The organism is Clostridium bowmanii (genome assembly GCF_018861315.1).
Taxonomy (GTDB): Bacteria; Bacillota; Clostridia; order Clostridiales; family Clostridiaceae; genus Clostridium_AD; species Clostridium_AD bowmanii.
In genome coordinates, this window is the sequence record NZ_JAHLDL010000019.1 from 60746 (window position 1) to 75233 (window position 14488).

At 31.5% G+C, this 14488-nt stretch carries 17 protein-coding genes; 2 read left to right on the forward strand and 15 right to left on the reverse strand.

From position 1 onward, the window contains the following. Positions 1-2: 2 nt before the first annotated feature. Positions 3-416 (reverse strand): flagellar basal body rod protein FlgB, encoded by a 414-nt coding sequence (gene flgB / locus KPL51_RS13720; protein WP_216162680.1) that lies wholly within the window; start codon positions 414-416, stop codon positions 3-5. 470 nt (positions 417-886) lie between these two features. Beyond that, positions 887-1729 (reverse strand): flagellin N-terminal helical domain-containing protein, encoded by an 843-nt coding sequence (locus tag KPL51_RS13725; RefSeq protein ID WP_216162565.1) that lies wholly within the window; start codon positions 1727-1729, stop codon positions 887-889. Between the two features lie 209 nt (positions 1730-1938). Between KPL51_RS13725 and KPL51_RS13730 the strand changes: the two genes are divergently transcribed. Next, positions 1939-4023, forward strand: coding sequence for a methyl-accepting chemotaxis protein (locus KPL51_RS13730; protein ID WP_216162581.1), 2085 nt, complete (start codon positions 1939-1941; stop codon positions 4021-4023). A 121-nt stretch (positions 4024-4144) separates the two neighbouring features. Here KPL51_RS13730 and KPL51_RS13735 read toward each other — a convergent pair whose 3' ends face one another. From KPL51_RS13735 to KPL51_RS13785, 11 genes are all read right to left on the reverse strand, one after another. Further along, positions 4145-4576, reverse strand: a complete 432-nt coding sequence (locus KPL51_RS13735; RefSeq protein WP_224854261.1) for a transposase — start codon at positions 4574-4576, stop codon at positions 4145-4147. Between the two features lie 252 nt (positions 4577-4828). Next, a complete protein-coding gene (locus tag KPL51_RS13740; RefSeq protein ID WP_216162584.1) occupies positions 4829-4966 on the reverse strand; it encodes a hypothetical protein in 138 nt (45 codons plus the stop codon). Between the two features lie 131 nt (positions 4967-5097). Continuing rightward, a complete protein-coding gene (locus KPL51_RS13745) occupies positions 5098-5349 on the reverse strand; it encodes a hypothetical protein (RefSeq protein WP_216162587.1) in 252 nt (83 codons plus the stop codon). 1 nt (position 5350) lies between these two features. Next, positions 5351-5551 carry a YjfB family protein gene (locus KPL51_RS13750; protein ID WP_312888650.1) on the reverse strand — a complete coding sequence of 67 codons (201 nt, stop codon included), beginning with the start codon at positions 5549-5551 and terminating at the stop codon, positions 5351-5353. Positions 5552-5634: 83 nt separating this feature from the next. Continuing rightward, positions 5635-5961: a hypothetical protein gene (locus KPL51_RS13755; protein ID WP_216162589.1), complete on the reverse strand. Its 327-nt coding sequence runs from the start codon at positions 5959-5961 to the stop codon at positions 5635-5637. A 138-nt stretch (positions 5962-6099) separates the two neighbouring features. Then, a complete protein-coding gene (locus KPL51_RS13760; RefSeq protein WP_216162592.1) occupies positions 6100-6471 on the reverse strand; it encodes a hypothetical protein in 372 nt (123 codons plus the stop codon). Between the two features lie 214 nt (positions 6472-6685). Next, positions 6686-7072 (reverse strand): hypothetical protein, encoded by a 387-nt coding sequence (locus KPL51_RS13765; protein WP_216162595.1) that lies wholly within the window; start codon positions 7070-7072, stop codon positions 6686-6688. A 374-nt stretch (positions 7073-7446) separates the two neighbouring features. Further along, positions 7447-8214: a flagellin N-terminal helical domain-containing protein gene (locus tag KPL51_RS24320; RefSeq protein WP_224854274.1), complete on the reverse strand. Its 768-nt coding sequence runs from the start codon at positions 8212-8214 to the stop codon at positions 7447-7449. Positions 8215-8447: 233 nt separating this feature from the next. Next, complete coding sequence (locus KPL51_RS13775; RefSeq protein ID WP_216162598.1) at positions 8448-8585, reverse strand: hypothetical protein; 138 nt, start codon at positions 8583-8585, stop codon at positions 8448-8450. A gap of 530 nt (positions 8586-9115) precedes the next feature. Further along, positions 9116-10582 (reverse strand): flagellin N-terminal helical domain-containing protein, encoded by a 1467-nt coding sequence (locus KPL51_RS13780; protein ID WP_216162601.1) that lies wholly within the window; start codon positions 10580-10582, stop codon positions 9116-9118. Positions 10583-10707: 125 nt separating this feature from the next. Further along, positions 10708-10866 carry a hypothetical protein gene (locus KPL51_RS13785; protein WP_216162604.1) on the reverse strand — a complete coding sequence of 53 codons (159 nt, stop codon included), beginning with the start codon at positions 10864-10866 and terminating at the stop codon, positions 10708-10710. A gap of 649 nt (positions 10867-11515) precedes the next feature. On the opposite strand from KPL51_RS13785, the gene KPL51_RS13790 reads away from it, so the two are divergent. Next, a complete protein-coding gene (locus tag KPL51_RS13790; protein ID WP_376770090.1) occupies positions 11516-12136 on the forward strand; it encodes an IS3 family transposase in 621 nt (206 codons plus the stop codon). A 208-nt stretch (positions 12137-12344) separates the two neighbouring features. Here the strand turns inward: KPL51_RS13790 and KPL51_RS13795 are convergent, their stop codons facing one another. Continuing rightward, positions 12345-13391: a glycosyltransferase family 2 protein gene (locus KPL51_RS13795; RefSeq protein WP_216162607.1), complete on the reverse strand. Its 1047-nt coding sequence runs from the start codon at positions 13389-13391 to the stop codon at positions 12345-12347. Continuing rightward, on the reverse strand, positions 13385-14482 hold the full coding sequence (locus tag KPL51_RS13800) for an aminotransferase class V-fold PLP-dependent enzyme (protein WP_216162609.1): 1098 nt from the start codon (positions 14480-14482) through the stop codon (positions 13385-13387). The genes KPL51_RS13795 and KPL51_RS13800 overlap by 7 nt, the downstream gene beginning before the upstream one ends. Positions 14483-14488 lie beyond the last annotated feature (6 nt).

Here is a 14488-nt window from a genome sequence, read left to right on the forward strand (position 1 = left end):
TTTTATTTCCCTCCCGATATAACATAATTTGTAAGTGAAATTTTACTATTAACTTGAGTAACTAGTGCATTAAACATTAAGGTATTCGCTGCTTGATTAGTCATTTCTAAATCTATATCAACATTATTACCATCTTGCCTCATGCTAGTGTTTTCTTCTCTTTTTACTGTAATTTCTCCATTACTACCACCGTTTTGCATATGTTTATCATTACTGGTTTTCATTGTATTTTCACCCATGCTGTCATTTAATGTGTCTTCAAATGAAACATAGAATTTCTTGTAATTTTTTGTATTAATATTAGCAACATTATTTGCAATAACTTTACTTCTAACTGCAGAAGCATCCATACTTTTTTTCAACAAGTTATATGTATTTCCACCTAGAGGACTCCCGCTTATACCCACAATAATCATCTCCCTTAATTTAGAATTAGACATATACTTTGAAAATCCTTCTTTATATCTTATATATTACTATAAATAACTAAATCTTTTCATTAGACCTAATATATCCCACTTTATTAATTCCATTATATACTATTTAGTTATCTCCGTGAGCATTTTTTCGTTAATTTTTATGAATTTAATTAATTATAAAATTTAAACTGCTATATTTCATTGTTATAATGTCTATTTGATTAGTTATGTTTCTTTTTTAGAAATTTTTATGGAGTTTACACTTTCTTTACAATCCACATTTATATTATACATTATTGTTGTAATTTGTCTATTAAATTAACTAAATAATACAAATAAAATAAAAAATTCATTAAAAATAATTTATAGGTTAGAAATTTTAATATGTTATCTAGCTTATAATTATTCTACCCTATAGAAAAGGAGACTTGATTAAAATTATCAAGTCTCCTTTTCTATGCCTATCTTTATCTAGATCTAACGTTTTCTAATATTCTTAGTGCATCTTGAGGTAATTTGTTTGATTGAGCCATCATAGCATTCCCAGCTTCTATAAGAATATTATACTTAGAGAATTGCATCATTTCCTCAGCTATATCGGTATCTCTTATACTACTTTCTGCAGATTGCATTTTGTCTGATATTTCAATGGTAGAATCATAGGTGCTTTCAAATCTGTTCTCTAGGGCTCCAAATTTACTTCTGGCACCGATGATAGTATCAAGAGCAGTGTCTACAAGTGCTAGCGATCCATCTATGTCATTCACATCCACATTGACTAGAGTTCCATTCTTAAGAGCGAGGCCCTCTGTAGTTAAATTATATCTCGGTATATCAATTTTTTCTCCTACATTAGCACCTGTAACCATTTCTATAACATCGGTGCCATTATTATTACCCCCAGCTAAAAGTTTAACCCCATTAAATTCAGTATTATTTGCCATGTCATCTGCGCCATCTAACATCTGGTTTATTTCCTTTTGAATTATTTCTTTATCCTCAGGAGTTGTAGTTCCTCCAGCTTGTACCAATAGTTCTCTAACCCTCTGCAAACTACTTGTTATACCCTCTAGGCCACCTTCTGCAGTTTGTAGCATACTAATTCCATCTTGAGTATTTCTCGATGCCATTTGAAGCCCTCTTATCTGCATTCTAAATCTCTCACTTTGAGCAATTGCATTAGGATCTTCTTTAGAACTATTTATTTTAATACCCGAGGATATTCTCCCTAAGGACACACTTTGCTTATTAAGATTCTTACTGTAGGCTTTATATATATTTAAAGAGGCAATATTTTTATTTATTCTCATAAAATCAACTCCATTAAAGTTTTTTATTTACTATCTATATATAGTATATCGGATATATTGAATTTTACTTTAGGAATATAAATTGTTATTTAACTACGTTTAAATTTTATACTAGGGGTCTGACCCCTAAAGATATTTCAAATTTAATCGATAATATACATATAAACGGTATTAAACACAACAAAAAATATAACACAAGAGGTGATGATATGTTTAAAATTAAAGCAAAACAAAATGTAAATGTTAGTAAATTTAAAAGTATTAAGACCATAATTTTTATTTCCATTTTACCAGTAGTATTAATATCTTTATTGACAATGGGTGTTTTTTCAAATTATATCTCTAAGAAACTTATAACTGCTGAAATTGAAAATAGGATGAAACATCAGTTACAAGAAACTATTAATTTAATAGATAGAGATATGGAAAAGCATGCTCAGATAGCCGTTGATTTAGGAAAATTCACTGGAGCTAGTAGATTGGTATTAAGCAAGGCAGCAATTTTAAAATCTCAAGAAGAAGTACTCTCTACTAATAAAGACACATTAGGAGTGGGAGTTTGGTTTGAACCATATAAATATAAGAAAGATTTAAAATTCTTTGGACCTTATGCATACAAAGACGGTGGAAGTTCAAAGATTACTGAGGATTACGCTACACAGGCATATAATTATCCTGAGCAATCTTGGTATACTATAGGTAAAAATACTGATAAAAATATTGCTTGGCAGGACCCTTACTATGATGATACTTTAAAGATGACTATGCTAACCGCCACTGCGCCAATATATGATGAAAACAAAAGTTTTTTAGGTGTGGTAACTGCTGACATGAGTTTACAGACTATACAAGAAAATATTAAAAATATTAAAGTAGGACAAACAGGAAAAGCAATGCTACTGGGAAAGGACGGAACATATTTGGCAGGTGTTTCTGAAAAATTAGCTATAAAAACCAAAATCACAGGAGATAAAAATACAAGCATAGCAAAGCTAGGGCAAGAAATTTTACAAACTAAAGAAGGAATATCTTCTTTTGAAGATGATAACGGCAAAAATCTTGTATATTATAAACAGATACCAGACCTAGCCTGGAATATAGTTCTTTCAATTCCACAAAAGGAACTTTATGCCCCAATAAATAAATTGTTGATTAATATAATTATACTAAGTCTAATCGCTTGTTTATTAGTGACATTGGCAATTGTTATGTTCAGTAATTATATTACTAAGAATATTCAGGAAGTAAATGACCTTTCGCATGCCATTGCAGAAGGAGATTTGACTCATATAATAAAGGTTAGAAGTAATAATGAACTAGGGTCAATGGGTAACAATTTAAACAAAATGGCCAATAACTTAAGAATATTAGTTGAAAAAGTTGCTGGAAGTTTAGAACAGGTGGTAGCAACATCAGAGGAACTTACAGCAAGCTCAGACCAAACGCAGCAATCCGCAGAACAGGTTTCTCTAGCTATTCAACAGGTAGCTATTGGTAGTGGAGAGCAGGTTACAATAGCTAATGATACAACGAAGATTGCAGAAGAAATATTTACAGGTATGGAACAGATATCAAATAATATTCAAGCTGTAACAAATACTTCTTTAGAAGCTTCTAAAAGAGCCGAAAAAGGTAATAATGTAGTATCCTCTGCTATAGGGCAAATGAATAATATTAGGGACAAAGTAACAGTGTCATCACACTCAGTGTCAATACTTGGAGATAAATCAAAAGAGATTGGAAGTATAGTATCATTAATAACTTCTATTGCTGGGCAGACAAATTTATTAGCACTAAATGCAGCTATTGAAGCCGCTAGAGCTGGTGAACAAGGAAAAGGATTTGCAGTAGTAGCTGATGAGGTTAGAAAATTAGCAGAACAATCCGCATCAGCAGCTAAGAATATATCAAGTTTAATAAATGAAATTCAAAAGGAAATAGTAAATGCTGTCAAGGCTATGGATAATGGTAGTATTGCAGTTAACGATGGCATAAACATGGTGAATCAGGCAGGCAAATCATTTGGAGATCTATTAGAGGATATAAATTACATTGCTACCCAAATGGAAGATGTTTCCTCAGTCACAGAAGAAATAAGTGCAGGGACACACAATATGCTAGGAGCAATTGAGAATGTTGCTAAGATTTCAACTGAATCGTCAGGAAATGCTGAGAACGTAGTAGCAGCATCGCAGGAGCAGACAGCACTAATGAAAGAAGTAGCTAATGCTGCTGAAAATTTAACTGAAATGGCCGTTGAACTACAAAGTTTAATGAGCAATTTCAGGTTATAATTTGTAATTTAAAATAGAGCTAGGAAAAAAATAGACCTATAGGAGATTAATCCTATAGGTCTATTTTACAGGCAAATAATAGAAATAAGCATCAGTGGCTAACCCATTCCAATAAATACGTTTATTGGTTACTAACCATCAAATCCTCAGGCTTTTTAACCATTTTTGCTCTCATAGGGTTTAAGTGTATATACCTGCTTACTTCTAATACATATCCATCTTTCTCTATTATTTCAGCATTATATCTTGATTGGAACAAATGACCTATAAAATTATATTTCTTATTAAAATTTTTAGCATAAAAATTATTTATCCTACCAATATAAAAATTTATAGGCTTTTCTTTTGCTTCTATTTGTATATGTACATGGTTTGTCATCAAACAGTAACTTATAATTCTATAACAATCTTTGTAATAACATAGTGCCTCTTCCATACATCTTAAATAGAATTCAAAATCAATTTCTTCTTTAAATAAATCACTTCTTCGATTGCCTCTTGCTGTAACATGATATATAGCTCCTGGATACCATTCTAACTTCTTTCTTCCCATTTATACATTCTCCTGTCAATTTTTATTATCTATATTATTGTTGACAGTTTTTAATTTTTTAAAGCCTTTATTTTTACATTGTTTTACAAGTGCCTGTCACCTTTGTGAGGAGGTTTGCCGACGAACTTGCTTGCTCAAGATACTTTGGCAAAGTATCTTGAAAATTTGTTAATTCCCTCATGTTTTCCATGTCTTATGGAACTTCTGCTATTAAAATATAGAAGCATACTACAACAAAATGAGCATCAGTAGCTAACTTAGTGACTCTTCCATACATTTTAAATAAAATTTAAAATCAATTTTTTCTTTGAGTCTATCATTTCTACGGTTACCTCTAGCAGTTACATGATACACAGCTCCAGGATACCATTCTAGCTTTTTTCTTCCCATTTCAAAATTTCTCCTGTCAATTTTTATTATTTATATTATTAACAGGCTTTACTATTTTAACACTTTTATTTTTACATTCTTTTACAAGTGCCTGTCACCCTAGTAAGGAGGTTTGCCGACGAACTTGCTCCTCATTCAACTATTCCTTCATTTTCTATATTTCTACTTTCTTCATCTTGTGCATTTACCTGTGCTACTAAATTGTTTAGCTTAATGTTTAATTCTTCTAGTTCTAATCCAGTAAGATTCCCCTGTTTAGCTAGCTCAGCTAACTGTTTCATTTGCTGTAGCTTTGCCTCCATGATGCTTAGCATATTTTGTCTACATTGCACCCACTGCAACTCTTGCTGCAGCTGTCGCTTTAGTACTTCTTTTTCATCCATGCTATGCTCTTGTATCCAAATGTTGTCCTACATTAGTGTCCACTGCAACATTCTTCATTATTTCTGTCATCTGTGTAGCAGTTTCTTTTCCTGTATCCATAGCCATCTTCATTACTGCTATACCAGCTGATTCTTGTACTCTTGATTGACTCATCACTATTGATAGTGCTCCAATATCCATAGTTATTCCTCCAATATTCATCTTATTTTACACCCCTGGGTGCTTGTGAGGGCTTGCCTGAGCTTGCTATATTTATTTGCATTATTTTACAAGTGCCTGTCACCCTAGTGAGGAGGTTTGCCGACGAACTTGCTAGTATCTTTTGATAACTGCCATATCTTTTTTATTGCAAATTTTTGTAATGCTCGTAAAACATAATCTTCATTCCATGGACTGTTAGATAAAAAATTTCCTACGGAAGTTCTATGTCTTGAACTATAACAGTTTTCAGTTATACGACTAACTTTACCATTGCAACCACGGCCTACGGCCCCAAATACAAAAGCACAAATATGCTTGAATTGTGGCAATGTTAAATAAAGGGCTATTCTAATTTCTATAATAAAGTTGTTAATTGATTTAGCATATGGTATATTATTTTCTGTAGGCATTTTTATCCATCCTTTAGTTATATTTCTTCACAGTAATATAATACCTTAGTATGGCTAAAATGCCTATTTTTGTTATCATTTTTTTTAATTCCAAAATATGTTATGAAATTTGCTCATTTATAGTTAATACTTTTATTTTTACATTCTTTTACAAGTGCCTGTCACCCTAGTGAGGAGGTTTGCCGACGAACTTGCTAATTTTAAGCAACTTTCATAGGAAGCTATTGCATCTACCCCTGATATCCTACCGCTCACTAAATTTCTATATAATATATATAACTTTAAGTGGAGATCTGGATTCACATGCTTGACCTCTACCATTTTTTCAAATATCTCATCTTCAACTGAAAGTTTACTGCCTGAATCAAGAAAACCAGAAACAAACTTTTGAACTCCCTCAATCTTCATTTTTATATTAGGTTCAGAACATAGAAGACTTATTTCATTTAGTCCTTTAATAATTTTTTGTACTTCTTCTATTTCAAGTGAAACTACATTTTTGCTATTCATATATAATCGCCTTTCTTGATTTATAATGTCATTAACAGATATTAAATTTATTTATCATCCTCTTATTATTTCGTTTAAAAGCTTAATAACTTTATATGATTTTTATAAAGTTCAAACCTGTTACAGTAAAATAAGCACCAGTAGCTACTACTTTAGCTGCCGATGCTTATTTAAACATTATTCTATATTTCATTTTTCCTTCTCTCTCCACCCATTATTTTATAGCCTTTAGCTTTGCAATATCTGACCAATTATTTGCTGTAATAATTTCTACACTACTCATATCTTTTCTCATACTCTTAACTTCACCTTTAATTTCTGCAACTTCATATTTCAAGTTTTCTTGCTCAGCTGAAATAACATCTGTTTTATGCTCCAAAGCTCTCAATATTTGAGTATGTTCTTCCTGTGTGGTTTTAATTGATGTTATATCACCCTTCATTGATGTTATATCACCCTTCATTAATGTTATATCACCCTTCATTGATGTTATATCACCTTTCATTGATTTTATGTCACCTTGCATTGATTTCATGTCACCTTGCATTGATTTCATGTCACATTGCATTTCCTTTAGAATATCTAATATTTCCTTATCCATAAATTCACCACCTAGATCTTTTTATTTTATTATAGCATATTTCAACTGTGGTTGAAATATAAATTGTATTCTATAAAAATCATTTTAAATTACCTATTAAGACAAAATACCTACTATACTTGTAATTTCCCATAGCTTCTACATGCTAAAACAAAATATAAATCAGCAGATCGTGAAACAGAATTTTCGCAAGTGTTTTAATTTTTCTTTTTTCTCCAAAGGTGTCTCTTATTTTCGTTAAAAAAATATCCTTTTATCGTTGATATAATCATTTATATATAGTAAAATATTTCATCTTTGTCTTTCGACATAATCCACTAGATAGTAGATTACATAGTCAGGTCTTTTTCCCGAACTTCATATTATGGTGCTTACTAATCTTGGCGCACTGCTGTTCCACTTTCATTTTCTCTGAAATCATAATCATCAGCAACTTCAGATAATACCGTCATGGCATTCTCTGTCCCACCATTATTTACTAATTGTGATAATGCGGTTGAAATATCGCTACTGCTATTTGTCCATATATTTCCTGAAAACTGAAATTTATTTATCGTTGAATCTTTATATTCAACAATCCCCATTCGTATATCACTTACCCCTTGTGAATTAATATAATCAATGAACTTTGTTATATTATTTGCAACATTAGCTTGAATACCACTCATACTAGCTGTATTATCAACTACAAATACAATATCTACTTTTCCCTCTAAAGACGGTAACTGCATTTCATTTGTTGGTGGTGATAAAACCTTTATTGTGTTAAATTCAGTACTATTAGCTATATCGTTAATGGAAGCTTTTACACTCTCAAGCTCATTTTGAATGCTCATCCTATCAGCTCCATTTAAGGTTCCATTTAGCGATTGCACAATAATATCCCTCATCCTTAAAAGATTAGGGTTTTGTATAGAACCAAGTCCGGCTTCCGCTGTCTGAACAAGAGAAACACCATCTTGAATATTTCTTTCTGCCTGTTCAAGTCCTCTTATTTGTGCCTTCATTTTTTGATCTATAGCAGAGCCAGCTGCATCATCGGCAGCACTATTTATTCGAAGTCCTGAAGAAAGCTTTTCCATAGCACTAGCTTTCACTTTTCCTGCAGCATTAGATTTATTATAAGCACTCAGTGCATTTATATTATGAAAAACTCAACTCTAACATCTACCTCCAAGCTTCCAATATCTTCCATATATCTCTGTATAGTATTATATCCATATACAACTAATGCATCTAGTGTAGCTCATTACTCGCTCAACATACCTTGGCAAAGCATCTTGAAAATCTGTTAATTCCCTTATGGTTTCCATATCTTATGGAACTTCTGCTATTAAAATATAGAAGCATACTACAACAAAATGAGCATCAGTAGCTAACTTAGCGCCTCTTCCATGCATTTTAAATAAAATTTAAAATCAATTTCTTCTTTGAATATATCATTTCTACGGTTACCTCTAGCAGTTACATGATACACATCTCCAGGATACCATTCTAGCTTTTTTCTTTCCATTTCAAAAATTCTCCAGTCAATTTTTATTATTTATATTATTGACAGGCTTTACTATTTTAATACTTTTATTTTTACATTCTTTTACAAGTGCCTGCCACCCTAGTGAGGAGGTTTGCCGACGAACTTCAAGGAACTAGGTACAGGTAGTTGGTTAGACCTTTCCTGATAGGATTTTCCTACTATATGTTAATAACTTACTAATGAAAATAGAGTTTCCTCCATTTTCAAGAGGAAACATCACGCATTTGCGTGCTGCTTCGCAGCTCGCACCCTATATCCATTTTATCACCTCCCGTTTGATCTAAAAAATAGAAATAGATTATTCTTTAATTTTGTATTCAATTTAAATTCCATATTTTACACCACTGGGGCGCTTGCGAGGGCTTGCTATTTAACCATATTTTTCTAATTTGTTGATAAGCCTTCAACAAAATGAACCCAGTAGGTATTATTTTAGCCATTGATACTCATTTTAATATTTCCACCAATTCATAATTACCTTAGTTAAAAGCTGAAAACGCGCTTGCTAACTATTGCGCATCCCCTTGCCACTTAGTCATAAGATTTAATACACTCTTCTGCATTTCATCAGCCTGTTTCAACATTGATTGTGCTGCTTCTTCAAGTATACTACTTTTAGCCATTTCCATAACTTCTTTTGCCATGTCTACATCACTTATTCTAGCATCTGCACTTGTTAAATTATCGCCATAGTTACCCACATTGTTATATATATGTTCTAAAGCATTTTGGTATGAACCAAATCTACCTCTCTGTGCTGAAACTGTTGCTATGGCTTCATCAATTTTTTCGAGTGAATTTTCCCCATTTTCAATAGTATCAACTGTTACATCATCTATTCCTAAATTTACTGTTCTAGCATCAAAAAGTTGTACTTGAAATTTTTCAACTGAATTTGACCCTACTTGAAGTTCTAGTGTGGGCATTTCATCATCCTGACTAGTAATATTTCCTGAAGATCCAATCTTATTTCCTATAACGTTTGCTAACTGATTTCCCCAATCTGAGGATTGAAGATTTACTTTTTCACCTCCTGTTGCTTGAACTATATTATCGAATTCTGTTACATCTGAATTATTTGTATTATATACTCCGTATAATCTAATTCCTTTACTTTTAAGTTCATTTAGTGTAGAAGCCACCTTTGAAATAGTATCATCATCGGCATCCTCATCCGTTACTAATATTACATTTTTTGTTTGAGCCCCATTTTCATTTTGTCTGAAGTCATAATAGTCTGCCACTGTAGCCAATGCCGCCATAGCATACTCTGTTCCACCACTATTTGTCGCAGCTAAATACGTTAAAGTGCTTGAAATATCACTACTACTATTCGTCCATTTATTGCCTGAAAAATCATATTTTTTTATAGTTAAATCTCTATACTCAACTATCCCCATTCGTATGTCACTTACACCTTGAGAATTAATATAATTAATAAATCCATCTATATTATTTGCAACATTAGTTTGAATACTGCTCATACTCCCTGTATTATCAACTACAAATACAATGTCTACTTTTCCTTCCAAAGGTGATAACGGAGTTTCATGTATTGGTGGTGATAAAACCTTTATTGTATTAAATTCAGTATTATTAGCGATATCATTAATTGAGGATTTAACATTTTGAAGTTCATTTTGGATTTGCATTCTATCCGCTTGATTTAAAGTTCCATTAAGTGCTTGTACTATAAGTTCTCTCATTCTTAAAAGATTAGGATTTTGTATTGAACCAAGTCCCGCTTCCGCTGTTTGAACAAGAGAAACACCATCTTGAATATTTCTCCCCGCCTGTTCAAGACCTCTAATTTGTGCTTTCATTTTTTGATCTATAGCTAAACCAGCTGCATCATCAGCAGCACTATTTATTCTAATTCCTGAGGAAAGCTTTTCCATTGCATTAGATTTTACTTTTCCTGCAGCAATTATTTTATTATAAGCAGTTATTGCATTTAAATTATGATTTATTATCAAAGGAAACACTCCCATCAAAATATGTAAAAGTAATTATGTAATCAATCTATTATCGGCTATATTTCCCATAACTTTACTAAATATAGATTATTATCTAATTTAATTCTTTCATTTATCATTTATCCTTAAAAAATCCTGTGAAATAACATGGAAAATAATAAAGCACCAGCAGTTATCACTCTAGCTACTGATGCTCGCTCCAATATCTTACCACCTTTTATAATATAAATCTTTTCATCTACCACTATTCCATCTGATTGTTGTTTTGTTGATTGACTCATCACCGTTGCTAGTGCCTCTATGTCTATTTTCTACACCCATATTATTAGTTGGTGCTAGAATAGAAATAGTGCAATAGAAATTGAGAAAGTTCCAGATAAGTATTAGAATAAAGATAATAGATGGAGGGACTTAATCATGAGAAAACAGCACGATAAACAATTTAGATAAGATGCTGTCAAATATTATGTAGATCATAAGGAACTTGCATTAACAGGCTGTTCCAAAAATCTTGGCATAGGAGGTAGTACTTTGTCCAAATAGCTAAGAGAATCTAATAAAAAAATGGAATCCAAGTCCGTGGTTCTGGTAATTATGGAAGTGATGAACAAAAGGAGATTGTACTATTAAAACGTGAACTTCGTAATAAAAAGAACGAGATTGACATATTAAAAAAAGCAATAAGCATTCTGGGAAATTAACAGAAGCAATCTATCTTGAAGTACAAAACGAATGTGATTACCTCAAGGATAAACGCCGGGTTTCTGTCAGCAAAGTGCTTAATATATTAGGTGTTTCACGATCTGGATATAACGCATGGATGCATCGCCTTCCTTCAAATCAGCAAAAAAGGATACAGTCAGTAAAGGAAAGATTTCAGAAAATTTATGATCAATCATACCAAAATTATGGTATTCCTAAAATCACAAAAAGATACAAAAATATGTTGAAAAAATATCAGAGCGTACTGTTGGAAAATATATGAGAGAACTCGGAATAAAAGCCCAGTATATAAAGCCATATACCGTCACTACAAAGCATTCTGATTTCAGCAGCAAACTTGAAAATATACTCAATGAGCAATTTAATCCAGCTGTTCCAAATACGGTTTGGTGCACAGATATCACATATATTTGGGCAAATACAGGTTTTATATATCTTACTAGCATTATGGATTTGTACTCTCGAAAAATTATAGCTTGGACACTTATAGATACACTTAAAGAATCCTGTGTTATTGATACAATTAATAAGGCGAAGGATAACAGGGATAGGGTTAATGCAATCATTATACACAGTGATAGGGGCACCTTGTATGTCTCTAATGAATATAAAAAGGCAACTGCCAACATGACAGCTAGTTATTCAAAGAAAGCCTTTCCTTGGGATAATGCATGTATTGAATCTTTTCATGCAATTATCAAACGTGAGTGGATAAATCGTTTTAAAATTAAAAATTATAACCATGCATATGCTCTTGTATTTGAATACATTGAAGCATTTTATAATACAGTAAGAATTAATTCACAGCCATTGCAACTATATGTAACGTGATTAGTTTGAAATAGCTTATAAAAAAGCAACTAAACTGAATATATCAATCGCAAGTTAAATTTAAGAGAATTACTAATAACTTTCTCATTTTAATTTGTACTTTTTATTGCTCTAATTTGCCCTAAAAAATCAAAATGGCTCATTCATTTGACTTACTATTTATTTTTATATTTACCAAATTCTCACACCTGTGGTACTTGTCATACTCTTAATTTAATTGTTGCCTCAGTCTAATTAGTGCAGGGTTATACTTACCACACATTCTATAATACTCAATAGCCTTTTCCATAAAACCAAGCACATCATAAATTACACCTATATTATAAAAGGCTAGATAAGTATTAACTCCTTGTACCTTTGAAAATTCAAACTTTGTGCATTTCAAAAAATTTTCTACAGCTATCTCAAACTTAGAATTATTCATATATATGTGACCCATTAAAAAATAGAAATCAGCATTGTTATAATATTTCTCATATTCTTCTAACACTAATGCTTTTTTATATTTACCATTATTCACCATAGAATATCCATAGGTTTCTATAAGATTCCCTACATACTCAAGATTATAATCAATTTTATAAGATAATGCTTTCTCGAAAAACAAACTTGCTCTTTCATATTCTTTGTAGACATAATAAGACTTACCGAGTTGGTAATATAAATAAGGATCATTAGGATCACCTAAAATAGCTTCATTTAACAAACTTACATTTCTGGATAGTTTATTTGTCCTACTTAATTCCGATATTGTATACCCAATATGTTCTACTCTTATAGCGATATCCTCTGTCTCTATCAAACAATTATCTATACTTACAACTTGCTCGTGAATTATCCCCTCATACTGGTACCAATCTTTATTAAACAACCTATTTATTCTCTCTTGTTGCTTATTAATACCATTAGGTGTTTCCATTATATTAAGTCTTTCTATTCTTCCTATCTTATTTTTACCTTTGGTTGTAAACATTAAAATATTTCCCCTATCAAATAATTCTATAATTTCATCGGCATCCAAAATTAGTACCCAATCATTTGATGCTTTAGATATAGAAAAATTCCTAGCTTTAGAAAAATCGTTGCACCAGATATAGTCATAAATTTTATCTGTGTACTCTGATGCAATTATTTTTGTATTATCTGTAGAACCTGTGTCCACTATAACAATTTCATCTACAAAAGTCGCAATACTTAATAAACATTTTTTTAAATTATTTTCTTCATTTTTAACTATCATACACAAGGTCAACATTCCTTAATCACCTTACATATTTTTTCTATTTCTTCTTTCTTGAGTTCAACAGAACTAGGTAAATTTATTCCCTTAAACGATATAGAATTTGTGATACTCATATCACCATGTTTACAATTTATATATGGCGGCATATTATGAACAGGCATAAAAAAGGATCTAGATTGAATTCCATTATCTTTAAGTTTATTTAATAATTCATCTCGAGTTAAAGGGAACTCATCTTGAACTAAAATAGAATATAACCAATTAACATTAGTAGTATCATCCTTTTCTGTTGGAATTTTTATTCCTATAACGTTTTCCAATAAGTTATTATACTCCTTTGCATGTCCTAATTTAGCATTAACATACTCTTCAACCATTTCAAGCTGAGCACAGCCCATTGCAGCAAGAATATTGGGCATTCTAAAATTATACCCTAATTCTTCATGATAAAAAGCACCGTTTTCTAACACTGATTTAGTTTGAGTTGAAAGATACTTAGCCCGTTTAGCTAAATCTTCTTTATTTGTTACTAACATTCCACCTGCCCCAGTAGTTATTAATTTATTTCCATTAAATGAAAAACATCCAATATCTCCGATGTTACCTGCTTTCTTCCCTTTATAAATAGCACCCAAACTTTCTGTAGCATCTTCAATTACAAATAAATCATGTTTTCTTGCAATATCCATTACCTTGTCCATATTTACTAGATTCCCATATATATGTACTGGCAGTATAGCTTTTGTTTTTGATGTTATCAATTCTTCAATTTTACTTTCATCCATAACCCATGTATCTTTGCATACATCAACAAAAACTGGTTCAGCCCCTACATACCTTATTGTATTAACTGGAGATATAAAAGTTAATGATGAAACAATAACTTCATCTCCTTTACCAATACCTAATGTTCTTAACGCAAGCTCCAGAGCTGCTGTTCCATTCATAGTTACAACTGCAGCTTTAGCCTCTAAGTAGTTTGCAAAATCATCCTCGAATTTATCAACGTAGGAACCAACTGAGGATACCCAGTTGGTATCTAAACAATCTTTAATATATTTCCATTCATTTCCTCTAACTTCTGGTATACATAATGGTATCATTTTTAA

Bases quoted from the DNA above. Each gene is read 5' to 3' on its own strand.
- KPL51_RS13725 (WP_216162565.1), bottom strand. From the start codon at position 1,729: ATGAGAATAAATAAAAATATTGCCTCTTTAAATATATATAAAGCCTAC.
- KPL51_RS13735 (WP_224854261.1), bottom strand. From the start codon at position 4,576: ATGGGAAGAAAGAAGTTAGAATGGTATCCAGGAGCTATATATCATGTT.
- KPL51_RS13765 (WP_216162595.1), bottom strand. From the start codon at position 7,072: ATGGATAAGGAAATATTAGATATTCTAAAGGAAATGCAATGTGACATG.
- KPL51_RS13795 (WP_216162607.1), bottom strand. From the start codon at position 13,391: ATGTTGACCTTGTGTATGATAGTTAAAAATGAAGAAAATAATTTAAAA.
- KPL51_RS13760 (WP_216162592.1), bottom strand. From the start codon at position 6,471: ATGAATAGCAAAAATGTAGTTTCACTTGAAATAGAAGAAGTACAAAAA.
- KPL51_RS13730 (WP_216162581.1), top strand. From the start codon at position 1,939: ATGTTTAAAATTAAAGCAAAACAAAATGTAAATGTTAGTAAATTTAAA.
- KPL51_RS13750 (WP_312888650.1), bottom strand. From the start codon at position 5,551: ATGAATATTGGAGGAATAACTATGGATATTGGAGCACTATCAATAGTG.
- KPL51_RS13775 (WP_216162598.1), bottom strand. From the start codon at position 8,585: ATGGAAAGAAAAAAGCTAGAATGGTATCCTGGAGATGTGTATCATGTA.
- KPL51_RS13745 (WP_216162587.1), bottom strand. From the start codon at position 5,349: ATGGATGAAAAAGAAGTACTAAAGCGACAGCTGCAGCAAGAGTTGCAG.
- KPL51_RS13800 (WP_216162609.1), bottom strand. From the start codon at position 14,482: ATGATACCATTATGTATACCAGAAGTTAGAGGAAATGAATGGAAATAT.
- flgB (WP_216162680.1), bottom strand. From the start codon at position 416: ATGATTATTGTGGGTATAAGCGGGAGTCCTCTAGGTGGAAATACATAT.
- KPL51_RS13755 (WP_216162589.1), bottom strand. From the start codon at position 5,961: ATGCCTACAGAAAATAATATACCATATGCTAAATCAATTAACAACTTT.
- KPL51_RS13740 (WP_216162584.1), bottom strand. From the start codon at position 4,966: ATGGGAAGAAAAAAGCTAGAATGGTATCCTGGAGCTGTGTATCATGTA.